24 protein-coding genes and 5 tRNA genes are annotated in these 24,492 nt (G+C 50.1%); 14 read left to right on the forward strand and 15 right to left on the reverse strand.

The window, feature by feature from the left end; translation table 11 throughout:
- Nucleotides 1–90 precede the first annotated feature (90 nt).
- The 5 genes from CWE07_RS02040 to CWE07_RS02060 form a co-directional block, all read right to left on the reverse strand.
- A tRNA-Val gene (locus CWE07_RS02040) sits at nt 91–166 on the reverse strand.
- Between the two features lie 86 nt (nt 167–252).
- A tRNA-Val gene (locus CWE07_RS02045) sits at nt 253–328 on the reverse strand.
- A 78-nt stretch (nt 329–406) separates the two neighbouring features.
- Nucleotides 407–482, reverse strand: a tRNA-Val gene (locus tag CWE07_RS02050).
- A gap of 117 nt (nt 483–599) precedes the next feature.
- A complete protein-coding gene (gene uvrB, locus CWE07_RS02055) occupies nt 600–2,609 on the reverse strand; it encodes an excinuclease ABC subunit UvrB (protein WP_111568260.1) in 2,010 nt (669 codons plus the stop codon).
- A complete protein-coding gene (locus CWE07_RS02060) occupies nt 2,599–3,969 on the reverse strand; it encodes an MATE family efflux transporter (RefSeq protein ID WP_111568261.1) in 1,371 nt (456 codons plus the stop codon). The genes uvrB and CWE07_RS02060 overlap by 11 nt, the downstream gene beginning before the upstream one ends.
- 285 nt (nt 3,970–4,254) lie before the next feature.
- Between CWE07_RS02060 and CWE07_RS02065 the strand changes: the two genes are divergently transcribed.
- The 4 genes from CWE07_RS02065 (at nt 4,255) to CWE07_RS02080 (ending at nt 8,172) form a co-directional block, all read left to right on the forward strand.
- Nucleotides 4,255–5,442, forward strand: coding sequence for a pyridoxal phosphate-dependent aminotransferase (locus tag CWE07_RS02065; protein WP_111568370.1), 1,188 nt, complete (start codon nt 4,255–4,257; stop codon nt 5,440–5,442).
- Nucleotides 5,443–6,161: 719 nt separating this feature from the next.
- Nucleotides 6,162–6,238 (forward strand) — tRNA-Asn (locus CWE07_RS02070).
- Nucleotides 6,239–6,269: 31 nt separating this feature from the next.
- A tRNA-Asn gene (locus CWE07_RS02075) sits at nt 6,270–6,346 on the forward strand.
- Between the two features lie 191 nt (nt 6,347–6,537).
- Nucleotides 6,538–8,172 carry a serine hydrolase domain-containing protein gene (locus tag CWE07_RS02080; RefSeq protein ID WP_157983199.1) on the forward strand — a complete coding sequence of 545 codons (1,635 nt, stop codon included), beginning with the start codon at nt 6,538–6,540 and terminating at the stop codon, nt 8,170–8,172.
- Here CWE07_RS02080 and CWE07_RS02085 read toward each other — a convergent pair.
- Nucleotides 8,147–8,677 carry a phosphatase PAP2 family protein gene (locus CWE07_RS02085; RefSeq protein WP_111568263.1) on the reverse strand — a complete coding sequence of 177 codons (531 nt, stop codon included), beginning with the start codon at nt 8,675–8,677 and terminating at the stop codon, nt 8,147–8,149. The genes CWE07_RS02080 and CWE07_RS02085 overlap by 26 nt on opposite strands.
- Before the next feature lie 182 nt (nt 8,678–8,859).
- On the opposite strand from CWE07_RS02085, the gene rsxA reads away from it, so the two are divergent.
- From rsxA to nth, 7 genes are read left to right on the forward strand one after another with little or no spacing between them, the layout of a single operon-like run.
- On the forward strand, nt 8,860–9,444 hold the full coding sequence (gene rsxA / locus CWE07_RS02090; protein WP_111568264.1) for an electron transport complex subunit RsxA: 585 nt from the start codon (nt 8,860–8,862) through the stop codon (nt 9,442–9,444).
- Nucleotides 9,441–10,040 (forward strand): electron transport complex subunit RsxB, encoded by a 600-nt coding sequence (rsxB, locus tag CWE07_RS02095; protein ID WP_111568265.1) that lies wholly within the window; start codon nt 9,441–9,443, stop codon nt 10,038–10,040. The genes rsxA and rsxB overlap by 4 nt, the downstream gene beginning before the upstream one ends.
- A complete protein-coding gene (rsxC, locus tag CWE07_RS02100) occupies nt 10,037–12,025 on the forward strand; it encodes an electron transport complex subunit RsxC (RefSeq protein ID WP_111568266.1) in 1,989 nt (662 codons plus the stop codon). The genes rsxB and rsxC overlap by 4 nt, the downstream gene beginning before the upstream one ends.
- Complete coding sequence (gene rsxD, locus CWE07_RS02105; RefSeq protein ID WP_111568267.1) at nt 12,025–13,143, forward strand: electron transport complex subunit RsxD; 1,119 nt, start codon at nt 12,025–12,027, stop codon at nt 13,141–13,143. Before rsxC ends, rsxD begins: the two co-directional genes overlap by 1 nt.
- Entirely contained in the window at nt 13,143–13,799 is a 657-nt protein-coding gene (gene rsxG / locus CWE07_RS02110; RefSeq protein WP_181452245.1) for an electron transport complex subunit RsxG, read from the forward strand. Before rsxD ends, rsxG begins: the two co-directional genes overlap by 1 nt.
- A complete protein-coding gene (locus CWE07_RS02115; protein ID WP_111568268.1) occupies nt 13,796–14,575 on the forward strand; it encodes an electron transport complex subunit E in 780 nt (259 codons plus the stop codon). Before rsxG ends, CWE07_RS02115 begins: the two co-directional genes overlap by 4 nt.
- A 24-nt stretch (nt 14,576–14,599) precedes the next feature.
- Nucleotides 14,600–15,235 (forward strand): endonuclease III, encoded by a 636-nt coding sequence (gene nth, locus CWE07_RS02120; RefSeq protein WP_111568269.1) that lies wholly within the window; start codon nt 14,600–14,602, stop codon nt 15,233–15,235.
- On the opposite strand, the gene CWE07_RS02125 is transcribed toward nth, so the two are convergent.
- Nucleotides 15,232–16,140 (reverse strand): flagellar protein MotY, encoded by a 909-nt coding sequence (locus CWE07_RS02125; RefSeq protein WP_241973992.1) that lies wholly within the window; start codon nt 16,138–16,140, stop codon nt 15,232–15,234. The genes nth and CWE07_RS02125 overlap by 4 nt on opposite strands.
- Before the next feature lie 211 nt (nt 16,141–16,351).
- Here CWE07_RS02125 and rnt point away from each other — a divergent pair, with 211 nt between their 5' ends.
- The gene (rnt, locus tag CWE07_RS02130) at nt 16,352–16,963 is read left to right on the forward strand and encodes a ribonuclease T (RefSeq protein WP_181452249.1); all 612 of its coding nucleotides are present in this window, start codon (nt 16,352–16,354) and stop codon (nt 16,961–16,963) included.
- 65 nt (nt 16,964–17,028) lie between these two features.
- Here rnt and CWE07_RS02135 read toward each other — a convergent pair whose 3' ends face one another.
- The 3 genes from CWE07_RS02135 to grxD form a co-directional block, all read right to left on the reverse strand.
- Nucleotides 17,029–18,132 carry a hypothetical protein gene (locus tag CWE07_RS02135; protein WP_111568272.1) on the reverse strand — a complete coding sequence of 368 codons (1,104 nt, stop codon included), beginning with the start codon at nt 18,130–18,132 and terminating at the stop codon, nt 17,029–17,031.
- Between the two features lie 50 nt (nt 18,133–18,182).
- A complete protein-coding gene (locus tag CWE07_RS02140) occupies nt 18,183–18,788 on the reverse strand; it encodes a peroxiredoxin (protein WP_111568273.1) in 606 nt (201 codons plus the stop codon).
- Nucleotides 18,789–18,900: 112 nt separating this feature from the next.
- Nucleotides 18,901–19,263 (reverse strand): Grx4 family monothiol glutaredoxin, encoded by a 363-nt coding sequence (gene grxD, locus CWE07_RS02145; protein ID WP_111568274.1) that lies wholly within the window; start codon nt 19,261–19,263, stop codon nt 18,901–18,903.
- A gap of 332 nt (nt 19,264–19,595) precedes the next feature.
- Here grxD and CWE07_RS02150 point away from each other — a divergent pair, with 332 nt between their 5' ends.
- Nucleotides 19,596–20,177 (forward strand): superoxide dismutase, encoded by a 582-nt coding sequence (locus CWE07_RS02150; RefSeq protein ID WP_111568275.1) that lies wholly within the window; start codon nt 19,596–19,598, stop codon nt 20,175–20,177.
- Between the two features lie 114 nt (nt 20,178–20,291).
- On the opposite strand, the gene fadR is transcribed toward CWE07_RS02150, so the two are convergent.
- Nucleotides 20,292–21,002 carry a fatty acid metabolism transcriptional regulator FadR gene (gene fadR / locus CWE07_RS02155; protein ID WP_111568276.1) on the reverse strand — a complete coding sequence of 237 codons (711 nt, stop codon included), beginning with the start codon at nt 21,000–21,002 and terminating at the stop codon, nt 20,292–20,294.
- A gap of 278 nt (nt 21,003–21,280) precedes the next feature.
- Between fadR and CWE07_RS02160 the strand changes: the two genes are divergently transcribed.
- Nucleotides 21,281–21,841 carry a disulfide bond formation protein B gene (locus tag CWE07_RS02160; protein WP_111568277.1) on the forward strand — a complete coding sequence of 187 codons (561 nt, stop codon included), beginning with the start codon at nt 21,281–21,283 and terminating at the stop codon, nt 21,839–21,841.
- Here the strand turns inward: CWE07_RS02160 and CWE07_RS02165 are convergent.
- The 4 genes from CWE07_RS02165 to CWE07_RS02180 all read right to left on the reverse strand — a co-directional run bounded on the left by CWE07_RS02165 (nt 21,836) and on the right by CWE07_RS02180 (nt 24,477).
- Entirely contained in the window at nt 21,836–22,354 is a 519-nt protein-coding gene (locus CWE07_RS02165; RefSeq protein ID WP_111568278.1) for a YcgN family cysteine cluster protein, read from the reverse strand. The genes CWE07_RS02160 and CWE07_RS02165 overlap by 6 nt on opposite strands.
- 9 nt (nt 22,355–22,363) lie before the next feature.
- Entirely contained in the window at nt 22,364–23,038 is a 675-nt protein-coding gene (locus CWE07_RS02170; RefSeq protein ID WP_111568279.1) for a fumarylacetoacetate hydrolase family protein, read from the reverse strand.
- A gap of 88 nt (nt 23,039–23,126) precedes the next feature.
- Nucleotides 23,127–24,164: a lytic murein transglycosylase gene (locus CWE07_RS02175; protein WP_111568280.1), complete on the reverse strand. Its 1,038-nt coding sequence runs from the start codon at nt 24,162–24,164 to the stop codon at nt 23,127–23,129.
- A 13-nt stretch (nt 24,165–24,177) separates the two neighbouring features.
- A complete protein-coding gene (locus CWE07_RS02180) occupies nt 24,178–24,477 on the reverse strand; it encodes a YcgL domain-containing protein (protein ID WP_111568281.1) in 300 nt (99 codons plus the stop codon).
- Nucleotides 24,478–24,492: the final 15 nt, after the last annotated feature.

Genomic DNA, 24,492 nt, shown 5'->3' on the forward strand with positions numbered 1-24,492 from the left:
CCTGTTTAAACGCAACGAAAATTAGCGCAACAAACGCAGATATGAGCAATTAATAAAGACAATTGGAATTTACATGCAGAAGCAAAAGATTGGTGGGTGGTACTGGGCTCGAACCAGTGACCCTCGCCTTGTAAGGGCGATGCTCTCCCAACTGAGCTAACCACCCAACGTGGTTGACCTTAAGGTCATAGCATAACAAGGGGTTATGCCAGGGAATTTAGTGCGTACAAAATTTGTAGGCAAGTGAAATGCTGGTGGGTGGTACTGGGCTCGAACCAGTGACCCTCGCCTTGTAAGGGCGATGCTCTCCCAGCTGAGCTAACCACCCATCTTGGTGTTTCTCAGCATTTCTGGTGTGACACGCTTGCTACGATAGCATTAGAATATCACGATTGCAGCCACAAAATGGTGGGTGGTACTGGGCTCGAACCAGTGACCCTCGCCTTGTAAGGGCGATGCTCTCCCAGCTGAGCTAACCACCCATATTTCGCTGGACTGCGGGGCGCTATTATAGGGCGCTTCGAAAAGCTGTCAACTATAAATTTCCGCTAAAAAGCGCGAGTGCTGGATAATTGCGCAAACTGCACAAATAAACGCTATTAACCATATTCTTTAAGCTGTTCGCGCAGTTCATGCAGCTCATCGCGGATGGATGCCGCTTTTTCGAACTCAAGATCTTGAGCCGCTTTGTACATCGCTTTTTCTTGTGCCGCAATCGCTTTCAAAATGTCCTTGCTGTTGCGATATACAGGTTTATCTTTTTTCAGGCGTTCAACTTCTTTCTTACGCTTACGCGCCGCGCCACCGCCTAAATCCATCACATCGGTGATTTTCTTATTCAAGCCTTGCGGCGTGATGCCATTGGCCTCATTGAACGCAATTTGCTTCGCGCGGCGACGTTCCGTTTCATCAATCGCCCGTTGCATTGAGCCAGTGATACGGTCAGCGTATAGAATAGCGCGACCATTAATATTGCGCGCAGCGCGGCCAATGGTCTGAATGAGCGAGCGCTCAGCACGCAAAAAGCCTTCTTTATCGGCATCCAAAATCGCCACCAGCGACACCTCAGGCATATCCAAACCTTCACGCAATAAGTTAATCCCGACTAAGCAGTCGAACTCACCTAAGCGTAAATCACGGATAATCTCCATCCGTTCCACCGTATCGATGTCTGAATGCAAATAGCGCACGCGAATACCGTGCTCGTCCAGGTAGTCAGTGAGATCTTCGGCCATTTTCTTGGTTAACGTGGTCGCAAGTACACGTTCACCGACTTCGGTACGCGCCCTGATTTCCGACATTAAATCGTCCACCTGAGTGCCGACCGGACGAATTTCTATGACAGGGTCTAACAATCCAGTCGGACGCACTACCTGTTCGACGACCTCGCCAGCACTGCGCTCCAACTCATAATTACCCGGCGTCGCCGATACATAAATCGTTTGCGGTGCGATGGCTTCAAATTCATCAAACTTGAGGGGTCTATTGTCCAGTGCTGACGGCAATCGAAAGCCATAGCCGACCAAGTTTTCTTTACGCGAACGGTCCCCTTTATACATGGCGCCAACCTGAGATACCGTGACGTGGGACTCGTCGATAATCAATAATGCATTATCCGGCAAATAATCCATCAAGGTCGGAGGTGGCTCGCCAGGGGCACGACCTGAAAGGTAGCGCGAATAGTTTTCGATACCAGAGCAATAACCCAACTCGAGCATCATTTCGATATCAAACTGGGTGCGTTCGCGAATGCGTTGCTCTTCAATTAACTTATTGTCACTAAAGAATTGCTCACGGCGTTGCTTAAGCTCTTCCTTGATATGGTCAATCGCTTCAATAATTTTTTCTCGCGGGGTCACATAGTGCGTCTTTGGGTAGACGGTGAAACGCGCAATATCGGCTTGTAACACTTGGCCGGTGAGTGGCTCAAACAGGCTAATGCGCTCAATCTCGTCGTCAAACATTTCCACCCGCACCGCTGCCTCATCGGATTCAGCAGGGAAAATATCAATCACTTCTCCCCGCACCCGATAGGTGCCACGTTCGAAAGCTTGGTCATTGCGGGTGTATTGCAAGGTTGCGAGTGTGCGCAGCATCTCACGCTGGTCGACAATGTCGCCACGACGCAAGTGCAGCATCATCTTCATATACGATTCCGGGTCACCCAAACCATAAATCGCCGACACCGACGCTATCAATACCACATCGCGGCGCTCCATCAACGCTTTCGTGGCTGACAAACGCATTTGTTCAATGTGGTCATTCACTGACGCATCTTTTTCAATAAAGGTATCGGTGGTTGGCACGTAGGCTTCAGGTTGGTAGTAATCGTAATAAGAGACAAAATATTCCACCGCATTATTCGGGAAAAATTCTTTCATTTCGCCATAAAGCTGCGCCGCCAGAGTTTTGTTATGGGCTAAAATAAGCGTCGGCCGCCCCGTTTGAGCTATCACATTGGCCATGGTAAACGTCTTACCCGAACCGGTCACGCCGAGCAGGGTTTGATGTGCTAGCCCTGCGTCAATATTTTCGACCAGTTTTTCGATAGCGTGGGGCTGATCCCCTGCAGGCTGGTAATCTGAAACCAATTCGAATTTACGTGCCATGAGATTCCTCAACTGAAGGCTGCTGCGCCAGGATTTTCATAAACCATCGATAAGCAATAACGGCAGTGACTATATTTGCGATCACGCCACCAGCGAAAAGCCCCGGCAAACCCGCCAGGACGCTTCCAAGGTATGAAATTGGCACAAAAAAGATAAATAAGCGCACAATACTTAAGCTTAGCGCACGCAACGGCATATGCAGGGCATTCATCGACGAGTTGGTTAGAATCACCCAACCCTGTACGCCGTAGCCAAGGGGCATTAGCCAAATAAACCATGCCAATACTTGCGCGACCTCGTCTTCGCGGGCAAACGCATGTTGAATAAGCGGCAAACTAATCACTAAAGCCACATACACCAGCGCTTGAATGCCAAGGACGGCAAATAATGCGGTGCGGTAGGCTTCACGCACACGGTCCATGCGCCCCGCCCCAAAGTTCTGGCTAATCAATGGCGGCAAGCTCATCGACAGCGCCAATATGACAATACTGGCAAGGGATTCGAGGCGGATACCAGCGCCAAAACCTGCCACCGCAGTGGCACCATAAGTCGCTACAATGGCGGTCATAATCGCCATCGACAACGGCGTTAACATATTTGCGCCTGCCGCGGGTAAACCAATCACTAACAGTTTTCGCGCGGACTGAACGAACACCGACCATGACGGCGGACGTGGGTCGATTAACCGACGCTTGACGATTAACCACCAGATAATCAGGCCAAAACCTATCACCCAAGACAATAAGCTAGCCAACGCCGCGCCTTCAATGCCCATGGCTGGTATTGGCCCCCAACCAAAAATCAAAATCGGGTCGAACACCGCGTTTAGCAGCCCACCAAGGGTCATAATCATCGACGGCGTTTTGGTATCGCCAGAGGCGCGTAGAATACTGTTACCAACCATCGGCATCACCAGCAACGGCGCGCCTATGAACCAAATGTTCATATAGCCCATGATCAGTGGCATTAATTCGTCACTGGCTCCAAGCAAGCGGAAAATCGGTGTTGCCAGCAACCATCCGACCAACGCCAATGCCGCCACCATGGCAGCAGCTAAGTATAACGCCGATGACCCGGCATAACGCGCTTGTTGGTGGTTATCTTGCCCCAGCAACCGTGCAATGACCGCTGAGGTGCCAATGCCCAGACCTATCGACAAACTTATCACAGTGAAAGTGACCGGAAATGTAAAACCAACAGCGGCTAATTCTTGCGTGCCTAATAAACTGATAAAGAAGGTGTCGACGACGTTGAAACTGATTAAGGTGGCAACCCCGAAAATCATTGGCCACGTCATTTGCCATAAGGTTTTGGCTATCGGCTGATGAAGCAATGCACTTTTTTTTGCGGGCTGACTCATACGACTCCTGGTGAGTGCAAGGCATGGGATGGCGCGAGAATGAAGCACTATAATAACCAATTTACGCCCAAACCGCCATGTCGCACCCTGTTATGCGCGCCGCCTTGATACGTGTTGGCAACACCACAACTGGCTCCGCAGACCTGAACAGCGTGGCTGGACATTACTACCGACGAGCCTTACTATAACAATGCAGCGCAAGGCGCTATGAGCGCCACCCCGTTGTAAACCCCTTACATGATGCTGTTCGACTTCTCAACTCATTACTCGACTAAAGGTGCTCTGGTGGATTACAAACTGTCCCGTCGTGTTAACGCGATTAAACCTTCCCCTACTCTGGCTGTAAGCCAAAAAGCCGCTGAATTGAAAGCCCAAGGTAAGGATGTCATTGGTTTGGGTGTAGGTGAGCCCGACTTTGATACCCCTGAATTTATCCGTGATGCGGCTAAGAAAGCCATTGACGACGGGCACACACGCTACACGGCAGTAGATGGCATTAGTGAACTCAAGCAGGCGGTGTGCGCCAAATTTAAGCGTGACAATCAGCTCGAATATAGCCCTGACCAAGTACTCATTTCTGCGGGCGGCAAACATAGCATTTTTAATCTGCTGACCGCTTGGTTAAACGAAGGCGATGAAGTCATTATCCCAGCACCCTACTGGGTGTCTTACCCTGATATGACTTTATTAGTGGGTGCAAAGCCAGTGGTAGTGCAAGCCACCATTGAGCAAGAATACAAAATCACGCCTGAACAACTACGCGCGGCCATTACCCCGAAAACCCGGCTGTTGTTCTTGAATAGCCCGTCCAACCCAACCGGTATGGCATACAGTCATGACGAGTTGGCTGCGTTGGCTGAGGTGTTACGTGAATTCCCGGACATCCTGATTGCCACCGACGACATGTACGAGCATATTCTTTGGACCGATGCGCCATTCGCCAATATTGTGATGGCTGCCCCAGATTTAAAAAATCGCAGCGTGATTTTATCCGGTGTGTCAAAGGCCTATGCGATGACTGGCTGGCGTATCGGGTATGCGGCAGGTCCTAAGCAAATTATTGCGGCAATGAAGAAAGTGCAGTCGCAAAGTACCTCGAACCCGACCGCCGTGTCTCAATATGCAGCTTTAGCAGCATTAGAGGGCGATCAAAGCTGCATTCAAACTATGGTGACAGAGTTTAAGCGCCGCCATGACTACTTAGTTGCTGCGTTACATGCCATTCCAGGCATTCAATGCTTGCCGGGCCAAGGCACGTTTTACACCTTCCCAAATGTGACCGGCTTAATGCGTAAAGCAGGATGTAAAACCGACGTCGAGCTTTGCGAACGCTTATTGGAAGAAGCAAACGTGGCGTTGGTGCCAGGTTCTGCGTTTGGTACAGACGGCTATTTCAGGTTGTCATTTGCCACCAGTATGGAGGTACTTGAGCAAGCGGTCGCGCGCATTCGTGAGTTTGCGGAAGGCTTGTAAATCAATACCTTCGATTGACAGATTCTTACTTATTTAACCCATTAGTATGTGCTAATGGGTTTTTTATTTCCCTAATCCAATCATATAGGTATGTTTTAAGACTTTTAAGTGCGCTTAATTGTAAATAGCGTATTAACAAATTATGTGACAATTCAAAGTCGTTGTGACTGTTCAAATCGCCATTCAAGAAAATGATAAGAACGGATAAATTGCAAAATTCAAGGTCACTTTTGCACATAAATTGCTTGACTGTGAAAAAAATACACAGCCTTAAAAAGGGATCAGTGCAAAATCGTACAGGAATCACCCATCTTGCCTAAAAACCGAACCAAAGACATAACCAATTGATTTGCATGCTTTTTTAAAAATCGTGCCAATATTTAACCAGCTTTACAAATCCGCTACAGCCCCTGTGAACGCTTGTCACCCACAGAGTTAGCCACAAAGTTATCCACAGAAAAAGTGGATAAGATCCGCAATCGCTGACGTACCGCAGGATCAGCCGATCTGTGGATAACAGCGGGCGCCTAAATCCATAACAAAAGATATAGAACGATTTTACATTTAGCGAAAAAGTTATCATTCTACGCCTTTAACACACATTTTTTGCCCAACACGTGCAAAATTCCAGCAAACGCGCTGAATGGCAGCAAAAAACTGATTTTCATTGTTGACACCTATGCTTAACGCCATTAATATTTCGCCCCGTTGAAGGCTGTTCCCCAGTAGCTCAGTTGGTTAGAGCGGTGGACTGTTAATCCATGTGTCGTTGGTTCGAATCCAACCTGGGGAGCCAATCTTTCAGCCTCAACGCATTTCCCTGTAATTCCCCAGTAGCTCAGTTGGTTAGAGCGGTGGACTGTTAATCCATGTGTCGTTGGTTCGAATCCAACCTGGGGAGCCATTTCGAGCTTCATCCCAAAGCATCACCACTTAAGTTACATTCTCTTACGTAAATATCTGCCTAGTCTACTTAGCTTTCACTCATCACATGCTATCTTATAACGAATTATTTCGTCTTAAGCCTTGCATGGAGCACGCTGCGTGAAAATCCTATCTCTACGCCATTATCTGGCGTTTGCTAGTATGTACCTAATGACTTTTTCGATCCCTGGTTTTGCTGATGCGGACGGTCACTACCGCGGTGTATTGCAACTATCCGAGCATTCACAGCTCGTGTTTGGGGTGCGCATTGCAGGCGACGAGGTCACGTTCGATAGTCCCAACCAAGGTTTATTCAACCATGCTCCGACTGAATTTGAGCTCTCCAACGAGGCACTAAGCCTGTACGATGCCGGCATGTCCCTTCGTTTTGATGCCAAGTTCGAGCAACGCCAGTTAGTCGGCCAGTTTCGCCAAGGTAGCGAGCGTGCTGAGGCGATACCACTTACCCTGCAACGTTTAAGTGCTGAAGACTTAGCCAGCCTTAGCTACGAGGGGCAGTATGTCGGTCAACTGCAAATTAGCCGACAACAGTCACTTCCCTTGCGCCTGAACCTCGCGCGGGTCACCCAAGCCATAGCGCCATCCGGATTCATCGCAACCCTTGATAGCCCCGCACAGCAAAGTTTTGGTATCCCGATTACGCGAGTTGAGATTAACGCAGAGCAACTTAGCTTTGAGTCGCAATTACTGGGTGCTCGTTTTGTTGGCGACTACCAGCAGGTAAATGACCGTGATGGTTACACCGGGACCTTTACTCAAGGTCGGGAGTTCGAACTGCGCTTACAGCGTGAAGACGGCCACAGCGCAGTGGCACAGTATCGTAGCCCAGAATTAGGTCAGCATGGCGGTGCCCTTGCTAAGTTAACTGCAACAGGAGAGCAGCAATGGCAACTTGAGACCGAATACTTTGGTGACCATGATGCGCAAGTCCAATATGAGATTGGTTCTGTCACTAAGCCTATGGTGGCGCTTATTTTGGCGCAATTGGTAAGCGCAGAACAAGTGGCCCTCGACACGCCATTGGCGCATTTCTTTACGGGCGCCGACCCCAGCATTACGCTGGCGCGCCTGGCCACCCACACCAGCGGTTTACCCAGACTACCAGCGAATCTGTTTATTACCGCGAATCCGCGCAATCCTTATGCTCATTTTGATCTCGCCGCGTTGCAAAGTATTTTAGCCGCGACGCCAGTGTCATCAAACCAGCAAATCCCTGACTACAGCTACTCAAATTACGCCTACGGCGCCTTAGGTGAGGCGTTAGCAATTGCGGCTCAAAGTGATTTAAATAGCTTATTTGAAACTTGGGTGTTCAACCCGGCAAATATGGGAAATAGCACCTTGGCATTGACAGGTCTGTCTTTGCCAGACCTTAGCCAAGGCCATGACGCCAGTGGTGAGCAAGTGCCTCACTGGCAATTTGATGCCCTAGCCGGTGCCGGTGCGGTGGTATCGACCCTACCTGACATGGTTGCCTACGTGCGCTATCTAATGACCTTGCAAGCTGACAACGATGCTGCCATGACACAAATGATGACCCCGCAATTACGCATTGCCGATTGCTGTGAACAGGCGCTAGGCTGGATTTTGCAAACCGATGATGACGGCGCTACCTTTGCAATGCATTCAGGCCAAACGGGGGGTTTCAATAGTTTTGTAGGATTTTATTTAGACGGCTCTGCTGCACTGGTGTATTTGGGGAATCAAGCCTATGACCATACCCAAAACCTGCGCCGACAGTTAATTCAATTACGTCAAACTAGCCTATCGGCAACTGCAGAGTAAAGTAGGCAATCAGGCTACCCAATAGCGCGCCAGCCAGAATATCCGATGGAAAGTGCACCCCTAATGCGACGCGCGATAAAGCAACCAGACTTGCCCATACGTAGAAAAACAACGCATAGGCAGGGAAACTCACAGCGGCTAAGCCAGCAAATAAGAACGCTGCAGTTGCGTGGCCCGAGGGAAAGCTAAAGCGGTCGGCAGGGGTAATCACCGGTCGAAATGACAATCGCTCCAGTGCTGGCCGTGCCCGCCTTAAGGTATTTTTTAACCACCAATACAGCGGTAATTCAATCGCAAAGCCGATTAACGCGCGCTGCAGGAAAATCATACTGCCTTCAACCGCCACTGCGACCATAACCCCAGCAAGCGCAGCATAGTAAGGCCCATCGCCGCTACGCGATACCCAAATAGCCAGGCGGCTGTCGCGCCACCAACGGGTGAACCGAAACAACCAATAAAAAGTAAATTCGTCAAAGCGACGAATACTTTTCAATATGTTGGTCATGGGTTCTCCTGTAAATAAATACCCACAGCGGGTCTTTTTAACTACTTGCCAGCGCAATCATAGCCTAAATGAAGGGGCTTTGACGAGAGTCAGCCCTAATAGTTGTGTCTCGCCGCTTAAACCCCGATAATATACATTGAGATGAAATCCACCCAGACCGCAAAGCAGAGTCAACGCAATTCATGACTGATTATTTGGTATTACTTATCGCCACGGTGTTGGTGAATAACTTTGTTTTAGTCCAATTTTTAGGGCTTTGCCCATTTATGGGCGTGTCGAATAAATTGGAAACCGCAGTCGGTATGTCTGCCGCTACCACCTTTGTGCTTACCTTAGCATCTGTCAGTAGCTATTTAGTCAATACGTATATATTGCAACCTTTTGATCTAATGGCACTGCGCACCTTAAGCTTTATCTTAGTGATTGCCGTAGTCGTACAGTTCACTGAAATGGTGGTGCATAAAACCAGCCCTACCCTGTATCGCTTACTGGGTATCTTCTTGCCGCTGATTACCACCAACTGCGCGGTGCTCGGGGTGGCATTGCTGAACGTCAATGAGCTGCACAGTTTTATGCAGTCAATTATCTTTGGTTTTGGTGCTGCGCTCGGTTTTTCATTGGTCTTAGTGTTATTTTCTGCCCTGCGCGAGCGCGTCGCTGCTGCCGATGTGCCGCTACCCTTTCGCGGCGCAGCTATCGGCATGATTACGGCTGGTTTAATGTCGCTCGCATTCATGGGCTTTAGTGGTTTGGTGTCGTTGTCATGAGTGTACTCAGCGGAATTCTTATTGGTATGGCCGCGCTGGCGGTGCTGGCACTGTTGTCTGGCGTATTGTTAGGCTTTGCTTCCGTGCGTTTTAAAGTTGAAAAAGACCCAGTGGTTGAGCAAATTGATAGCATTTTGCCGCAAACCCAATGTGGGCAATGTGGTTACCCTGGGTGTCGCCCCTATGCCGAGGCCATAGCCAACGGCGACGAAATCAATAAATGCCCACCGGGTGGCCAAGCTACCATTGATCAACTCGCAGACCTATTGGGCCGCGAAGCAAAACCCTTGGACGGTGCACACGGCGTTGAAGACGTCAAAAAAGTTGCGTTTATTCGTGAAGACGAATGTATCGGCTGCACAAAGTGCATTCAAGCGTGCCCCGTGGATGCGATTCTCGGCGCGACCAAACAAATGCACACCGTCATCGCCGATGAATGCACCGGCTGCGATTTATGCGTTGAGCCCTGCCCGGTTGACTGCATTGACATGTTGCCAGTGCAACAAGGCCCGGAGCGATGGAAATGGGACTTGCAGCAAATTCCGGTGGTTGAGGTATCAGACACCTCTGATTTAGCCACGGAGGTAAAAGCATGAGCCATTCTGCAAGCCAAACCGAACGCGCTGCTATTACATACTTCAATGCCGACGATTTAGCGCGTAATCAAGCTGAAATCGCCGCAGGCAAACTTTGGCGCTTCCCGGGCGGCATTCACCCGCCGCAGCGCAAAGATTTAGCCAACCAGACGCCAATTGCCAGAATGCCGATCCCAAAGCGCTTATGGATCCCATTGAAGCAACATATTGGTCAGCCTGGTCAACTCATCGTGCAAGTTGGTGACTCTGTCCTTAAAGGCCAAGCATTAACCGCACCAGGCCCAAATGCCGGCTTAGCGGTGCACGCGCCAACGTCAGGGCGAGTCAGTGCTATCGTCGAGCACCCGAGCGCGCACCCATCCGCGTTACCAGTGACCACTTTGATTCTCGACACCGATGGCGAAGACACTTGGGGTCAGCGTCACCCGATTGCCGATTATACCCAGCTAGACAGCGCGGAGCTCATCGCCCATATTGCCCAGTGTGGTATTGCTGGGCTTGGCGGTGCAGCCTTTCCTACTGCGCAGAAACTCGCTAATAGTCAGCCACTGGATTACCTGATTATCAATGGCGTTGAGTGTGAACCGTATATCGTGTCCGACGACCGTTTAATGCGTGAGCACCCGGCTGGTATCATGCGTGGGATTAAAATTTTACAGCATATCAGCGGCATTGAGCAGGTTTTGGTGGCGATTGAAGATAACAAACCTGAAGCCATCAAAGCCATGCGCGATGCCTGTGAGGGTGACGCCAGCATTCAGGTGCGCGCGGTACCGACAGTGTATCCTTCAGGTGGTGAACGCCAATTAATTCAGGTTCTCACAGGCCGTCAAGTGCCTGCCAACGGGTTACCCAAAGACATTGGCGTACTGATGCAAAACACCGGTACGGCGTATGCCATCTATCGCGCGGTGATGTTTGGTGAACCACTGCATGAACGGGTAGTGACCTTGACCGGCGAAGCGCTGGAGCGTCCTGGTACGGTGTGGGCGCCGCTTGGGTGCAGCGTGGAAGACTTACTTACCTTTGCTGGTTATCGCGCCTATCCCAAAGCCAAGGTGATTATGGGTGGCCCGATGATGGGCTTCACCTTGCCCCGCTTAGATGTGCCTATCGTCAAAGGAAGCAATTGTATTTTGGCGCCAGCAAAGAAGGAATTGCCGACTGCTGGTGCTGAAATGGCCTGTATTCGTTGTGGTGCCTGTGCAGATGTGTGCCCCGCCTCGTTGTTACCACAACAACTGTATTGGCTTGCCCGCGACCATGATTACGATGGCCTGCGCCAATATAACTTAGCGGACTGCATCGAATGTGGGGCCTGTGCTTTTGTATGCCCGAGCGAAATTCCCCTCGTGCATTATTACCGCCAAGCGAAAGCTGACATGCGTGAACAATATATTGAAAAGCACAAAGCGGATATTGCAAAAGAGCGTTTTGAAGCCCGCAAAGCACGCTTAGAACGTGAAAAGCAAGAGCGTTTAGAAAAACACCAACGCGCCGCTGAAGCTCGCCAAAAAGCAGTCGCCGAACGCGAAGCAGCAGCTGCTGCCGCCGCTGATACAGTGCCTGACACAGCGAATACCAACGCAGGTGAAAGTAAGCAAGATAAGATTCAAGCCGCCATTGCGCGGGCGAAGGCCAAGAAAGCCGGCCAGGCAGCCCCTGCAGCCGAGGCTAGTAAGCAAGATAAAATTCAGGCTGCAATTGCGCGTGCTAAAGCCAAAAAAGCTGCCCAAGCTGCACCGAATTCCGAGCCTGCTGAAGCGCCTCAAACGTCACCGGCTGAGGCGCCAGCCGCTGAATTAAGTAAGCAAGATAGAGTTCAGGCAGCCATTGCCCGTGCTAAAGCCAAAAAGGCAGCTCAAGCCGCTGCGCTCGCAGCAAGTGAAAATCAGGAAGCGCAGCCTAGCAATAAGCCGGAAGCGTCTGAAGATGCAACCTTAACACCACCCAGTGGTGAAAAGACCGAACGAGGACATGATTGATGAGTTTTTATATTGCCTCGTCGCCCCATGCGCACCAACGCCGCACCACAAGTCAGTTAATGCGGATTGTCGCCCTTGCCATGATCCCTGGCATTATCGCCCAGTGGTACTTCTTTGGTTGGGGTGTGCTATTACAAATCGGTCTAGCGGTGGCGACCGCCTATGCCGCTGAAGCGCTTTGCCTGCAAGCGCGCGAGCGCAGTGCGTTTGGTGGTTTGCGCGATAACACCGCGCTGGTGACGGCTTTGTTGTTAGCAGTGAGTATTCCGCCATTAGCGCCTTGGTGGGTCATTGTGATCGGTGTCGCCTTTTCCATCGTGGTGGTCAAACACCTGTACGGTGGCGTCGGCCAAAACCTTTTCAACCCCGCCATGGCCGGCTACGTTGTGTTGCTGATTTCGTTCCCTGTACAGATGACTAGTTGGTTACCCCCGATTGAATTAGCGGGCAGCCACCCAAGCTTATGGGAAAGCATACACATCATGCTGTTTCAGTATTCTACCGCGGGCTATAGCGTTGAACAGTTGCGAATGGTGGAAACAGGTGCGCTGCTCGACGCCGTGGTAATGGCGACCCCCCTTGATCATATTCGCAGCGACTTGAGCCAAGGCATGACACTCTCTGAGAGTTTGCGGGCGCCTATATTTGCAGGTATTGCAGGTTTAGGCTGGCAGTGGGTTAACCTTGCCTATTTGGCCGGTGGCTTAGTGCTGCTACAACAGCGTGTCATTCAATGGCACATTCCAGTATCCATTCTGGCAACATTAGCCCTTTGCGCTGGCATAGGCAGCGTGATCGCGCCCGACACCTTGCCTGGCCTTGATATTCACCTGCTCAGCGGTGCCACTATGCTCGGCGCTTTCTTTATTGCGACAGACCCAGTATCGGCGGCTACTTCGAACCGAGGTCGCTTGGTGTACGGTGCTTTAATTGCACTGTTGGTGTACTTAATTCGTAGTTTTGGCGGCTACCCCGATGCGGTTGCGTTTGCGGTGCTGTTAGCTAATTTATGCGTGCCTATTATTGATAAATACACCAAACCGACCACCTACGGTCATGGTTCAGCAGCTCGTCGCGACACGAAGCAAGCAAGCAGTTCTTCTAAGGGAGGCAATTGATGAGCCAAGAAGCACGCGAAAAGATGCAGCGTAACGGCATCATTCTGGCGGTATTTGCCTTAGCTGCCATTGTGTTAGTCATGGCAACCCAATGGGCCACACGCGATCGCATTGATGCACAGCAGCGCAACGAGTTATTGAACACGTTAAATGCGCTTATCCCGCCACAGCAGCATGACAATGATTTATATGCAGATTGCACCTTAGTCACGGCACCTGACGCCTTGGGCTCAAGCCAGCCCCAAGCGGTATATCGCAGCCGCTTAGCTGGCGTCAATAATGCCCTGGCATTACGCACTACCGCCCCAGACGGTTACAGCGGCAACATTCATCTCTTGGTTGCTGTCAATGCCCAAGGGGTTGTACAAGGTGTGCGGGTATTGGCCCATCGCGAAACCCCAGGTCTGGGTGACAAGATTGAGCTGCGCCGCGATGACTGGATTTTAAGTTTCGACGGTCAAGTCGTTCGTGGTGATAATGATCCGCGCTGGGCTGTACGCCGCGACGGTGGTATGTTTGACGCATTTACTGGGGCGACTATTACACCTCGCGCCGTGGTCAACGCGGTTGAGCGTACCGTACGCTATGCCAACCAACAACGTGACGTGCTATTCGCTGCACCCGCGAATTGCCAGGCCCAAGGAGATCCCGCATGAGTGATGCACTGAATCAAGCGGCCGACACTGCCGCCGACTCAACACCAGGTTCGACTGAGCTAACGGATACAAGTCAAGTTGACTACACAGAAGTACCCACTTTAGTGCGTAATGGCTTATGGGAAAATAACCCTGCCTTAGTGCAATTATTAGGTTTATGCCCGTTATTAGCAGTCACCGGCACCGTCACTAACGCCCTTGGTCTTGGTTTAGCCACCCTCTTGGTCTTGGTTGGCTCTAATGTGACAGTCTCCTTGGTGCGAGGTTTCGTACCCAATGAAGTGCGTATTCCGGTATTTGTGATGGTAATTGCGACCTTCGTGACCTTAGTGGAGCTGCTAATGAATGCCTTTACTTACGGGCTATTCATGGCACTTGGGATCTTTATTCCATTAATCGTCACCAATTGCGCCATTATTGGGCGTGCGGAAGCCTATGCGTCAAAAAATGGTTGGCAGTTGTCAGCCATTGACGGTTTTATGATGGGCTTAGGCTTTGCCGCCGTGCTGCTGGTATTAGGTGCGATGCGCGAAATTATTGGTCAAGGGACCTTATTTGATGGTGCCGATCTATTACTTGGTGCTTGGGCCAGCCATATACGTATTGAACTGTTCGCGGTTGATTATCCGCTGCTACTCGCGGTACTACCACCGGGTGCCTTTTTAGGTATGGGATTTATCATCGCAGCGAAAAACTGGTTCGATCATAAGCGCAAATTAAAAGCCCAACCTCAGCTAGCTGAGAAAGTAGCACGCGCGCGAGTGACGTCTAACTAAAGCGACTATGAATTTTTACCGATTATGAATAAACAAAAACGCTATGAAATTTTAAGTCGTTTGCGGGATAACAACCCCAACCCGACAACTGAGCTGAATTTTAGTAATCCCTTTGAATTGCTGATTGCGGTGTTACTCTCAGCCCAAGCCACTGACGTAGGTGTGAATAAGGCGACCGGCCCACTTTTCGCCGTCGCTAATAACCCTGCAGATATGCTGGCGTTAGGCGTCGATGGGGTGAAAGATTATATTAAAACCATTGGCTTATTTAATACTAAAGCCGAAAACGTGATTAAAACCTGCCGCATATTGGTCGAGCAACACGGTGGTGAAGTACCTGAGAACCGCGACGCATTAGAAGCGCTGCCCGGGGTTGGGCGGAAGACCGCGAATGTAGTGCTCAATACAGCCTTTGGCTGGCCGACGATAGCCGTCGACACGCATATTTTTCGGGTGTCCAATCGCACTAAACTGGCCATGGGAAAAAATGTCGATCAGGTGGAGCAAAAGCTGCTAAAAGTCGTTCCGGCAGAATTTAAGGTCGATGTGCATCACTGGTTAATCTTGCACGGGCGTTACACTTGCGTGGCGCGTAAGCCACGCTGTGGTTCCTGCATTATTGAAGATCTCTGCGAGTTTAAAGATAAGATTGAGATTTAAGGTGCCTGAGCGCTCAGCAGGCGCGGGTTGAACGGGCGCTGCATTTGTACCACAACCCGGCGGTTTTGCTGGCGTTCCAACTCAGTGTCGTTAGCAGCAACGTGACGGCGCTCACCATGCCCTGAAATTCGGATCTGATGTTCACTCACACCCGCTTCAAGCAGAAAAGCTTTCACCGACTCAGCCCGTTGCATCGCCAGGGTTTCATTTTCCTCAAATGGACCGTAAGAATCCGTGTGCGCATCGACTAATACCAGCTCAATGTCTTGGTCATGGCGCAAGTATTCACCAATTTGCATCAAACGCCGTTTTGACGGGTTGGTTAGGTCGTCCGTACGCTCGTGATATTGCAGAACAGTGAACGAGATATCTTCAAAACTATAGGGCAGTAACTGGGCTATACAATCCAAAAAGTCGTCGTAGCGACTGTGAAAATTGACCGCCGACACGCTGACCACCACTTCGTCATGACTGTCATGCCAATCACGATAATAAATAGTCGGCTGCATGCCTTTCTCAAGTTCAGTCAACATTGTCCACGCCATGGTCTTACCCACTTCGCTGTTGAACTGACGATACATGTCTAAGTTGCCCAGCTCGCGCGATGCTTGGCCTGGACGCCAATGAGGTGCCACCGATTTAATCGCAGCAATATCGTAGGTGTCGGGCAAACGCAGCATGTTCACCACCATGCGTAAATTCATTTCGCGGCTGGCATGGGCGTGAAAACGGACATCGCCGTAGCGCGGAATTGCGTGCTCCAACGTGCATTGCAACGGAGAGTATTCACTCACTCGCCACTGTGAATTGTCAAGCCCGGCGCCATAGTGGCGTACTTCAGCGCTTGCGCTAAAGGATACACCTAACCAAGTCGCTACCAGACAACTCAATACAGTTTTTTGCATGCCTTCCATCCCCTTCACATTATTCTAGTTAGCTTATCGACCAAAATCGCTTCGGCTTTAGCATTTAAGCCCGCTTTCTGGCATACTTGCGCGCCTACATGTTCATTTTTCAGTAATCGGATATCGCATGCCAGAGTCTAGTTCATCAAGCCTTCAGTCGGACACCTCACAAACCGACACCCAAAGCACCGAGTTGGCGCAAAACGAGCTGATGAAAGAACGATTTCGTGGCTATTTACCAGTCGTTATCGACGTTGAGACGGCTGGCTTTAATGCAAAAACCGACGCCCTGCTCGAAATTGCAGCGGTGATGCTGGATTTCAATCAGGCGGGTGAATTGCACCCGGTAGAAACCTTTCATGCCCATGTGGAGCCGTTCGAAGGGGCGAACATTGAACAAAGCGCGATCGAATTTCATGGTATCGACCCAGACAATCCGTTGCGCGGTGCCATTGCGGAGCAAGACGCGATTAAGCAAATGTTCAAGATCATTCGCAAAGCTCAAAAAGCGGCCGGATGTCAGCGCTGTGTGCTGGTCGGGCATAATGCGACCTTCGATCATGGTTTTGTGATGGCGGCAGCTGAACGTCACGCCTTGAAGCGCAATCCATTTCACCCGTTTGTCACCTTTGATACTGCCGCCTTAGCGGCATTAACCTTGGGCCAAACCGTGCTTGCCAAAGCGTGCAAAGCCGCGCAAATAGAATTCGACGGTCACCAGGCACATAGTGCGTTATACGACACAGAGCGCACTGCAGAGCTATTCTGCTGGATGGTAAACCGCTGGCGAGCACTCGGTGGCTGGCCACCAAAGCACGGATAAAAAACCACAGCCTGTTGGCTGTGGTTTTCGCTTATTTGCTATCTAGGCCGTTATTTAAGCAGTGATTACTGCTGAGTGATAGTGGCCGAGTTGAATGAGCCTGATTGGAACACGTTCATGCTGCTGGCATCAGACAACTGATGACCTTGAATCAGGTTGGCGCTGCCTACTTGGACTAATGACACGCTGCCACCAAAGCCACCAACTTCGAATTCACCGCCACCAATACCTTGAATCACGTTACTGTCACCGTATTGACCCATAAACACACTGTTCTGCTCATTAGAGACCAACAAGCTTAAGCTATTTAACTCACCATACTGCTCAGATGCTGCTGAGTTGCGACGCGCGGTAAAGCGCACGCTGGCATCGTTCTCGTCGCCCCACTGATGGCTATCGTAGCTGTTAATTGGATCGCCCATGAACACGCTCAGACTATTCGCAGTGCCTTCTTGCAGGCTGACCACGCTGTTAGAGTGATGTGCAGGCTGAGTCACAGTCATGTAGTTGTCGCTACCGTACTGCTCAGAGCTTACATAGCTACCATCGCCACGTAACAGAATATCCGTCACGTTGCTATTACCATCCTGAATCACCGAGAAGTCATTGTTCGTGGATATTGCGCCAGAGTTGCGCGCCAGCACATCGATATACACTTCGTTACTTTGACCGCTCTGCCAGCTGTAAATATACGAGCCGTCCGCACCATCAACGGTGTAAACCGCTAAGTTGTCGACACCGCTTTGAGTCGCATTGATGCCATTATCGTCGCCACTCACATAGACATCGACGTAGTTATCGTCACCGAACTGGGACGCAATCAAGCCATTGCCGTCACCGTAGGTTGACGCGTCAAGCTGGTTGCCACCTGCTTGATACAACTGACCGTAGTTATCATCACCTTCCAGGTAATAATCAATGCTGTTACCGGACGCACCTAACTGGGTTAAGCTCAGGCTATTGTCATCACCTTGTTGCCAAGTGGTCGCATCATTCAAGTAACCATCTTGCAATGTGACCAGCGAGCTACCGACGCCAGCTTGGGTGGCTGACAATTGGTTTTCAACGCCAATTTGCGTAGCACCGATTGACTGGGCTACGCCAATTTGAGTTAACGTAGCTTGGTTGAAGTCGCCTGACTGACTAAGTGATGCAGTAGTTGCAGGCAAAAAAAACCGCGCATCTGCGCGGTTTTCTTATCTATCAAACCAGGTAACTATTACAGCTTGCCTGAGTTCTTTGACAGGTATGCAGCAACACCTTCAGCGGTGTCTTTCATGCCTTCGTCACCTTCGTTCCAACCCGCAGGGCATACTTCGCCGTGCTTCTGGTGGAAGTTTAATGCGTCAACCATGCGCAGCATTTCGTCAATGTTACGACCTAGAGGTAAGTCGTTCACCACCTGGTGACGTACTTGACCGTCTTCGTCGATCAAGAATGACGCGCGGAAAGCAACACCAGCTTCAGGGTGCTCAACGTCGTACGCTTTGCAGATTTCGTGCTTCACATCAGCAACTAATGGGTACTTAACTTGGCCGATACCACCATTTTCGATGCTGGTGTTACGCCATGCATTGTGTGAAAACTGAGAGTCGATTGAAACACCAATCACTTTCACACCACGCTTTTCGAATTCAGCTAAACGCTTATCGAAAGCGATAAGCTCTGAAGGGCACACAAAGGTGAAGTCCAGTGGGTAGAAGAACAACACTGCTTTTGAACCTTTGATATGATCAGCAAAGTTAAAACCTTCTACGATTTCACCGTTACCTAATACTGCTGCTGCAGTAAAATCTGGGGCTTGACGTCCTACTAGTACAGCCATTTGTTTTCTCCGTCAGTCATGTGTTAAATCAATGCCTTAAGGCACCAACAAGTAAAAAAGTCCCATATTAAATATGGGCAACTATGATCTTTTCAAGTCGAAAGATTAAGATTTATTGTTCGGGTTGCTCAGGTGCTGCGGCTTCGACCAATGGCTGCAGTTCACCTTGCTGGAACATTTCTAGAATAATATCACAGCCGCCAACTAACTCACCGTTCACCCACAATTGTGGGAAGGTCGGCCAATTTGCGATTTTCGGCAACTCAGCGCGAATATCTGGGTTCTGTAACACGTCGACGTAAGCAAACGGTTTGCCGCAACCCATCAAGGCTTGGGATGCTTGCGCCGAAAAGCCGCAACTTGGTAGCTTAGGCGAGCCTTTCATATATAACAGCACCGGATTCTCTGCTATTTGCTGACGAATACGATCTTGAACACTTTGTTCAGTTTGCGCTGTGTGTTGATTGTCTTCCATCAATATTACCTCAATCACTACCAGGAATTAAAAACCTAGTATAACACTCGGACTTTTTTTTGCTAAGCCCTTGAGATCTGCTTTGCCAACCTTCATGTACAAATAGTTAGAGAATACGTTGGCATGCTGTGTCGTATTCATCTTATTGGGTTATTCTCGCATTGCGCTATACTGTTAACGGTTGTGTCGCTATGCCGCATGTAGCCAGCACACAGCATGATGACGACATCTGTCACATGTTTTTTTAAAGTCGCTAACGTGAACCACTCGCACAGTGTGTTTCACGTATTTTTTTACGACATGCATTGTTAAAAAAGAACGGAGAGCATATTATGGCTTTTGAACTACCCGCACTGCCTTACGAAAAGAACGCCCTTGAGCCGCACATCTCAGCTGAAACTCTTGAGTATCACTACGGCAAACATCACCAAACTTACGTCGACAAGCTGAACGCACAAGTTGAAGGTTCTGAGTACGCGGGTAAGTCACTGGAAGACATTATCAAGTCTTCAAGCGGTGGTTTATTCAATAACGCGGCGCAAGTATGGAACCATACATTCTACTGGAACTGCCTAAGCCCAAATGGTGGTGGCGAGCCAACAGGCGCTGTAGCTGATGCTATCAAAAAGAAATTTGGTTCTTTTGACAAGTTTAAAGAAGAGTTTACCAACCAAGCCATCGGTAACTTCGCTTCAGGCTGGACTTGGTTAGTTAAAACCAAAGACGGTGGTGTTGAAATCGTTAACACTGACGATGCAGAAACCCCGTTAACAGATGAAAGCGTTGTACCAGTGCTGACGATTGACGTCTGGGAACATGCTTACTATGTTGACTACCGCAACGCGCGTCCAAAATACATTGAAGCATTCTGGAAGCTGGTCAACTGGGACTTCGTAGCCAAAAACTTCGGCTAAGCTCAGTCCAACCCTGCGCTGCTTTTATGTAGCCACCGTGGTTAGCACATAGCTAGCATTAAAAAGCCGCTGAACAGCGGCTTTTTTCATTTCCACATGGCCAATACCTAGGCTTTAGTCCACCAGGTTAGCGGGGATGCGCTCGCGCAGGCTAAACCAGATCTTAGCCGAGTCATAGCCATACTTACGCACACGCATCACTGACTCGTCGTATTGACCTTCTTGCGCTAATGCACGCAGCTCGGCGTAATACTGGCGTGCCAACGGACGTGCCTCATCCGACGAAAAGTAAAACTGCCCGATACGCGCATACAGGCCCTTAAAACCGTTCAGCACCAGCACGTAAATTGGGTTCTCAGATGCCATCGCAATTTCGTGGTTCAGCGTATAGTCAAAGTCAGCAAATGCCTTTGGCGTGTCTTCCAGCGCCTGCGCTTTATCCAGTGCAGCGACTACTTGCTCAGCATTCTTGCGGATCGCGGCGCGGGTATAGATAGTGCTGATATTCGTTTTCGCAGAGAGAAGATGGTCCACCAACTCCGGCATGCCCTCTTCGTCAAGACGCGCTAAGGTTTCAAGAATATTTAACCCTGACGTTTCCCAGAAATTATTCACCCGGGTTGGTTTACCGTGCTGAATCGTCAACCAACCATCACGCGCCAGGCGCTGTAAGACTTCGCGCAGCGTGGTACGGGTTACACCGATAAGCTCTGACAGTTCACGTTCAGCCGGTAAAATAGAACCAGGCGCGAAGTGACCGTTCCAAATCGACTTAACTATGTATTCTTCAGCAAACCCTGCAGGGCTTTGTGCTTTAATAATCATCTAAAAACCTTTATTTGACCCTGACACAATATTGCAATGTTCAGGTTTAGGGATGCGCTGATTCTAACGTGAGTGCATTGGTCGGACAAGTGTATTCCTGTCTCTAAACTTAGTTGCCGGCGGATTATTTATCCAGTCCCGTCGCTTTGCCATTTGCTTTACATGAAATTCACGTTAGCATGCTTAAACACAAGTGCTGGGTGTTGTGCCGTTAACCGGCTGCTTCGCCCCCATTCTTTTGACCTTATAGAGTAAAAGCAGTGCCATCAGCGTCTTCAATGTTCACCAAAATAACATATTGCTTAGCCAACTTACCACTGAAGCGACTGCCTTGGCTGTTATTAGCGCTTTTTAGCTCTGGCTTAGTTGCCTATGCCTTGTACACTCAGCACGGTCCAGAACAATTATGGCCGTGCGTGCAATGTATTTATCAACGCACGGCCATGATAGGTATTGCTCTGTTTGCCTGGCTTGGCTTTGCCTGCGCACCTGGGGGCGGCCGAACCAGTGCACTCCTGCGCTGGTTCGCTTTGGTGGGGTGGCTAACCAGCGCCATAGCCGGCGCCTACAGTGCGTATTATCACAGCTGGATACAAACCGCACTCAACCCATTGTTCAACCCGTGTCAGCCACACCCCAACTTCCCGAGCTGGGCTCCCTTACATTATTGGTTACCGCAAGTGTTCGATGCCGGTGGTTTATGCGGGGAAATTGATTGGCAATGGGCAGGACTGTCGATGCCGCAATGGCTATTTGTCATTTTCACCACCTTGGGGACCATCGCCCTGGTGGTCAGCATGTGTTATGCCCTACGCAATCGCATTCAACCATCGCTATAAGGGCCAGGTCACAATACGCAGTTCGTAGTCATCTTCTGCGACATCGCACTCGCTAACGGTTGCGTAGCTACCGACATCTTGCTTTGCGGCTTGCATCGCCACTCGCGATCCACCATGACGCAAAGGGTGCCACACGGGTAAGCCACGGCCCTCGTGCAAGCGCCGATACGCGCAGGTTGACGGCATAAAGTGAATATTCGGTAAGTCCGCTAGGGTAATATTGACGCAGTTTTCAACCCGCGCTAAGCGCTCGGCATAGCAGCCGCAGCGAGCTGTGGCCGGGTCTAAGTATTGGCAGCGCACATCGGTGTAATGTAGCTCTTCACCCGCTTGCATCCACGCGTCGTCATCGCTCTCAGCCGACTCTTCGTCAGGCTCTGAGTCCGCTGCCGCGAGTAGCTTATGTAAGCAACACTTGCCACAGCCATCACACAAAGCTTCCCATTCTGCGGTACTCATTTGTGCCAATGTTTTGCTGCGCCAAAATTCGGCGCCCAGAGCCTTCGGTGCCATGACGCGCGTCTAACCCGCGACCCGTGTACGCCAAGACCATTGCTTACTGGCGCCTTGCAGCTGCAAATACAACTCATCGCCACGACGCAATGACCCTACACCAGCAGGCGTGCCAGTCATAATAATATCTCCTGGTTGCAGGGTGAAGGTGCGCGCCGCTTCACATAGCAATTCCAGAATATTAAATATCATTGCATTGGTTTCACCCGCCTGGCGCACGCCACCGTTGATCTGCAATTCAAGCTGGAAGTCTTTCACCGACTTGATTTCTTTCGCCGGAATAAAGGTGCCCATTGGCGCACTGCCAGCAAATGCTTTCGCACGCTCCCACGGAAACGCCTTCGCTTTGAGCAAGTTTTGCTGGTCACGTAAGGTTAAATCAAGACCCAATGTATAGCCCCAGATAGCTTCCATGGCTTGCTTCGGATACGGGTCTTCCAAATGTTTTCCGATAAGTAAACACAGCTCAAGCTCATGATGGCAACTGCCTAATACCTGAGGCCACTGAATTGGCTTGCTAAAAGGCTGCAGCGCACTGGCTGGCTTGATAAATAACAAAGGCTCCTCAGGAACCGAATTGCCCAGCTCTTCTGCATGTGCGCGGTAATTACGCCCCACACACACAACTTTACCTGGGGTAAAAGGCAGTAAACGCCCTTGATAATCTTTATGCTGATAGGTCATCTGTCACATTCCTGGAGGCCGGCACACGCCAACCCCACCCTGAGTCGTTGCCTAAGTTACTATGTTAACTATTATTCACCAGCGCAAACTATCTGCCAAGCTGAATCCGATCAGCTAAGTGACCGACCGCAACGACAAAATAATTCGAGCGGTTCCAGCGCATCAATGAATCCCAGTTGCTATAAGCAAGGTAAATGCGACCATTCTCGTCATCTGGAATAACCAACGACGCACTGATGTCGTCCCGAGTCGGTAAGTCACTGCCATCAAAACGGCGTACGCCTAAAGCTTGCCATTCTGCGAGTGACTTTTTGGTGGTTAACCCAGCAACGGATTGATCAAAGCCGTCCGGAATACGCACTTGGCGCCCCCAGGTGACGTCATCGCGCCATCCGACTTGGTTTAAGTAATTCGCCGCAGAAGCAAAAACGTCCGGGTAGCTATTCCAAATATCGATTTTGCCATCTTCGTCAAAATCAATCGCATAGCTTAAGAATGAGGATGGCATAAACTGAGTTTGGCCCATCGCGCCCGCCCACGAACCACGCATTTGCTCAGGCTCAATGTGGCCTGCATCAATAATTTCCAACGCTTGCATCAACTGGCGGGTAAAGAACTCTTCCCGGCGTCCTTCCCAGGCAAGGGTCGCTAATGCCGACACCACGCGGAAATTACCGGTGTAACCGCCGTAGTTGGTTTCAATTCCCCATAACGCCACAATAAAGCGTGGTTGCACGCCAAATTTCTCACCAACGGCTTCAAGTAACTCGCGGTGCTCATTGTATTTTTGAATCCCCTGCTGCACTTTCCAATCTGGCACTGCGCGCGGTAAATAAGTGTCTAAGGTGAGCACTCGCTCGGGTTGATTCCGGTCATGACTAATCGCACGCTCGTATAAGCGAATATCTTCAAACGCGCGTGTTATCGCGTCTTCACTGATACCATGCTCGCGCGCTTTGTCTTTTAATAATTCAACATAGGCTTCAAACTCAGGGCGCTCTTGCTCTGCCGCAGTGGCTACATTCGCCAAGCCAGGCACATTTAGCAAGCTACCCGCACCAATACTAACGACGCCAATGCTCGCGATGCCGCAAGCGAAAGCGATTGATTTAATCCATGTATTCATTATTAAGCGCTCCTTAGGATGATTCTTCTGACGACTGTTTCGCGGCTTGCTGTTGGCTTTTATGCAGTGCCAGTAAGTCAGCTTGAGTCGGTGGTAGCTGTAAGTAAAAACCATCGGTTTCTAAATGTTTAATCAGTTCCGGGGCACGCAAGCGCGCGAGCTTGCGCTCCGGCTTCAGGTGCAACGTGGTTACAACGGTATGCGGGGTGAATAACTCAACTAGATTGGCCGGTAAATCGTCCAATATTGCGTCTTTCGGGATATATAAATAGGTGTCGGCTTTACGATGCGACTTGAGAACAGTGCAAAACATGTTTTACTCCAAGGT

This window comes from Aliidiomarina maris (assembly GCF_003987335.1).
GTDB lineage: Bacteria > Pseudomonadota > Gammaproteobacteria > Enterobacterales > Alteromonadaceae > Aliidiomarina > Aliidiomarina maris.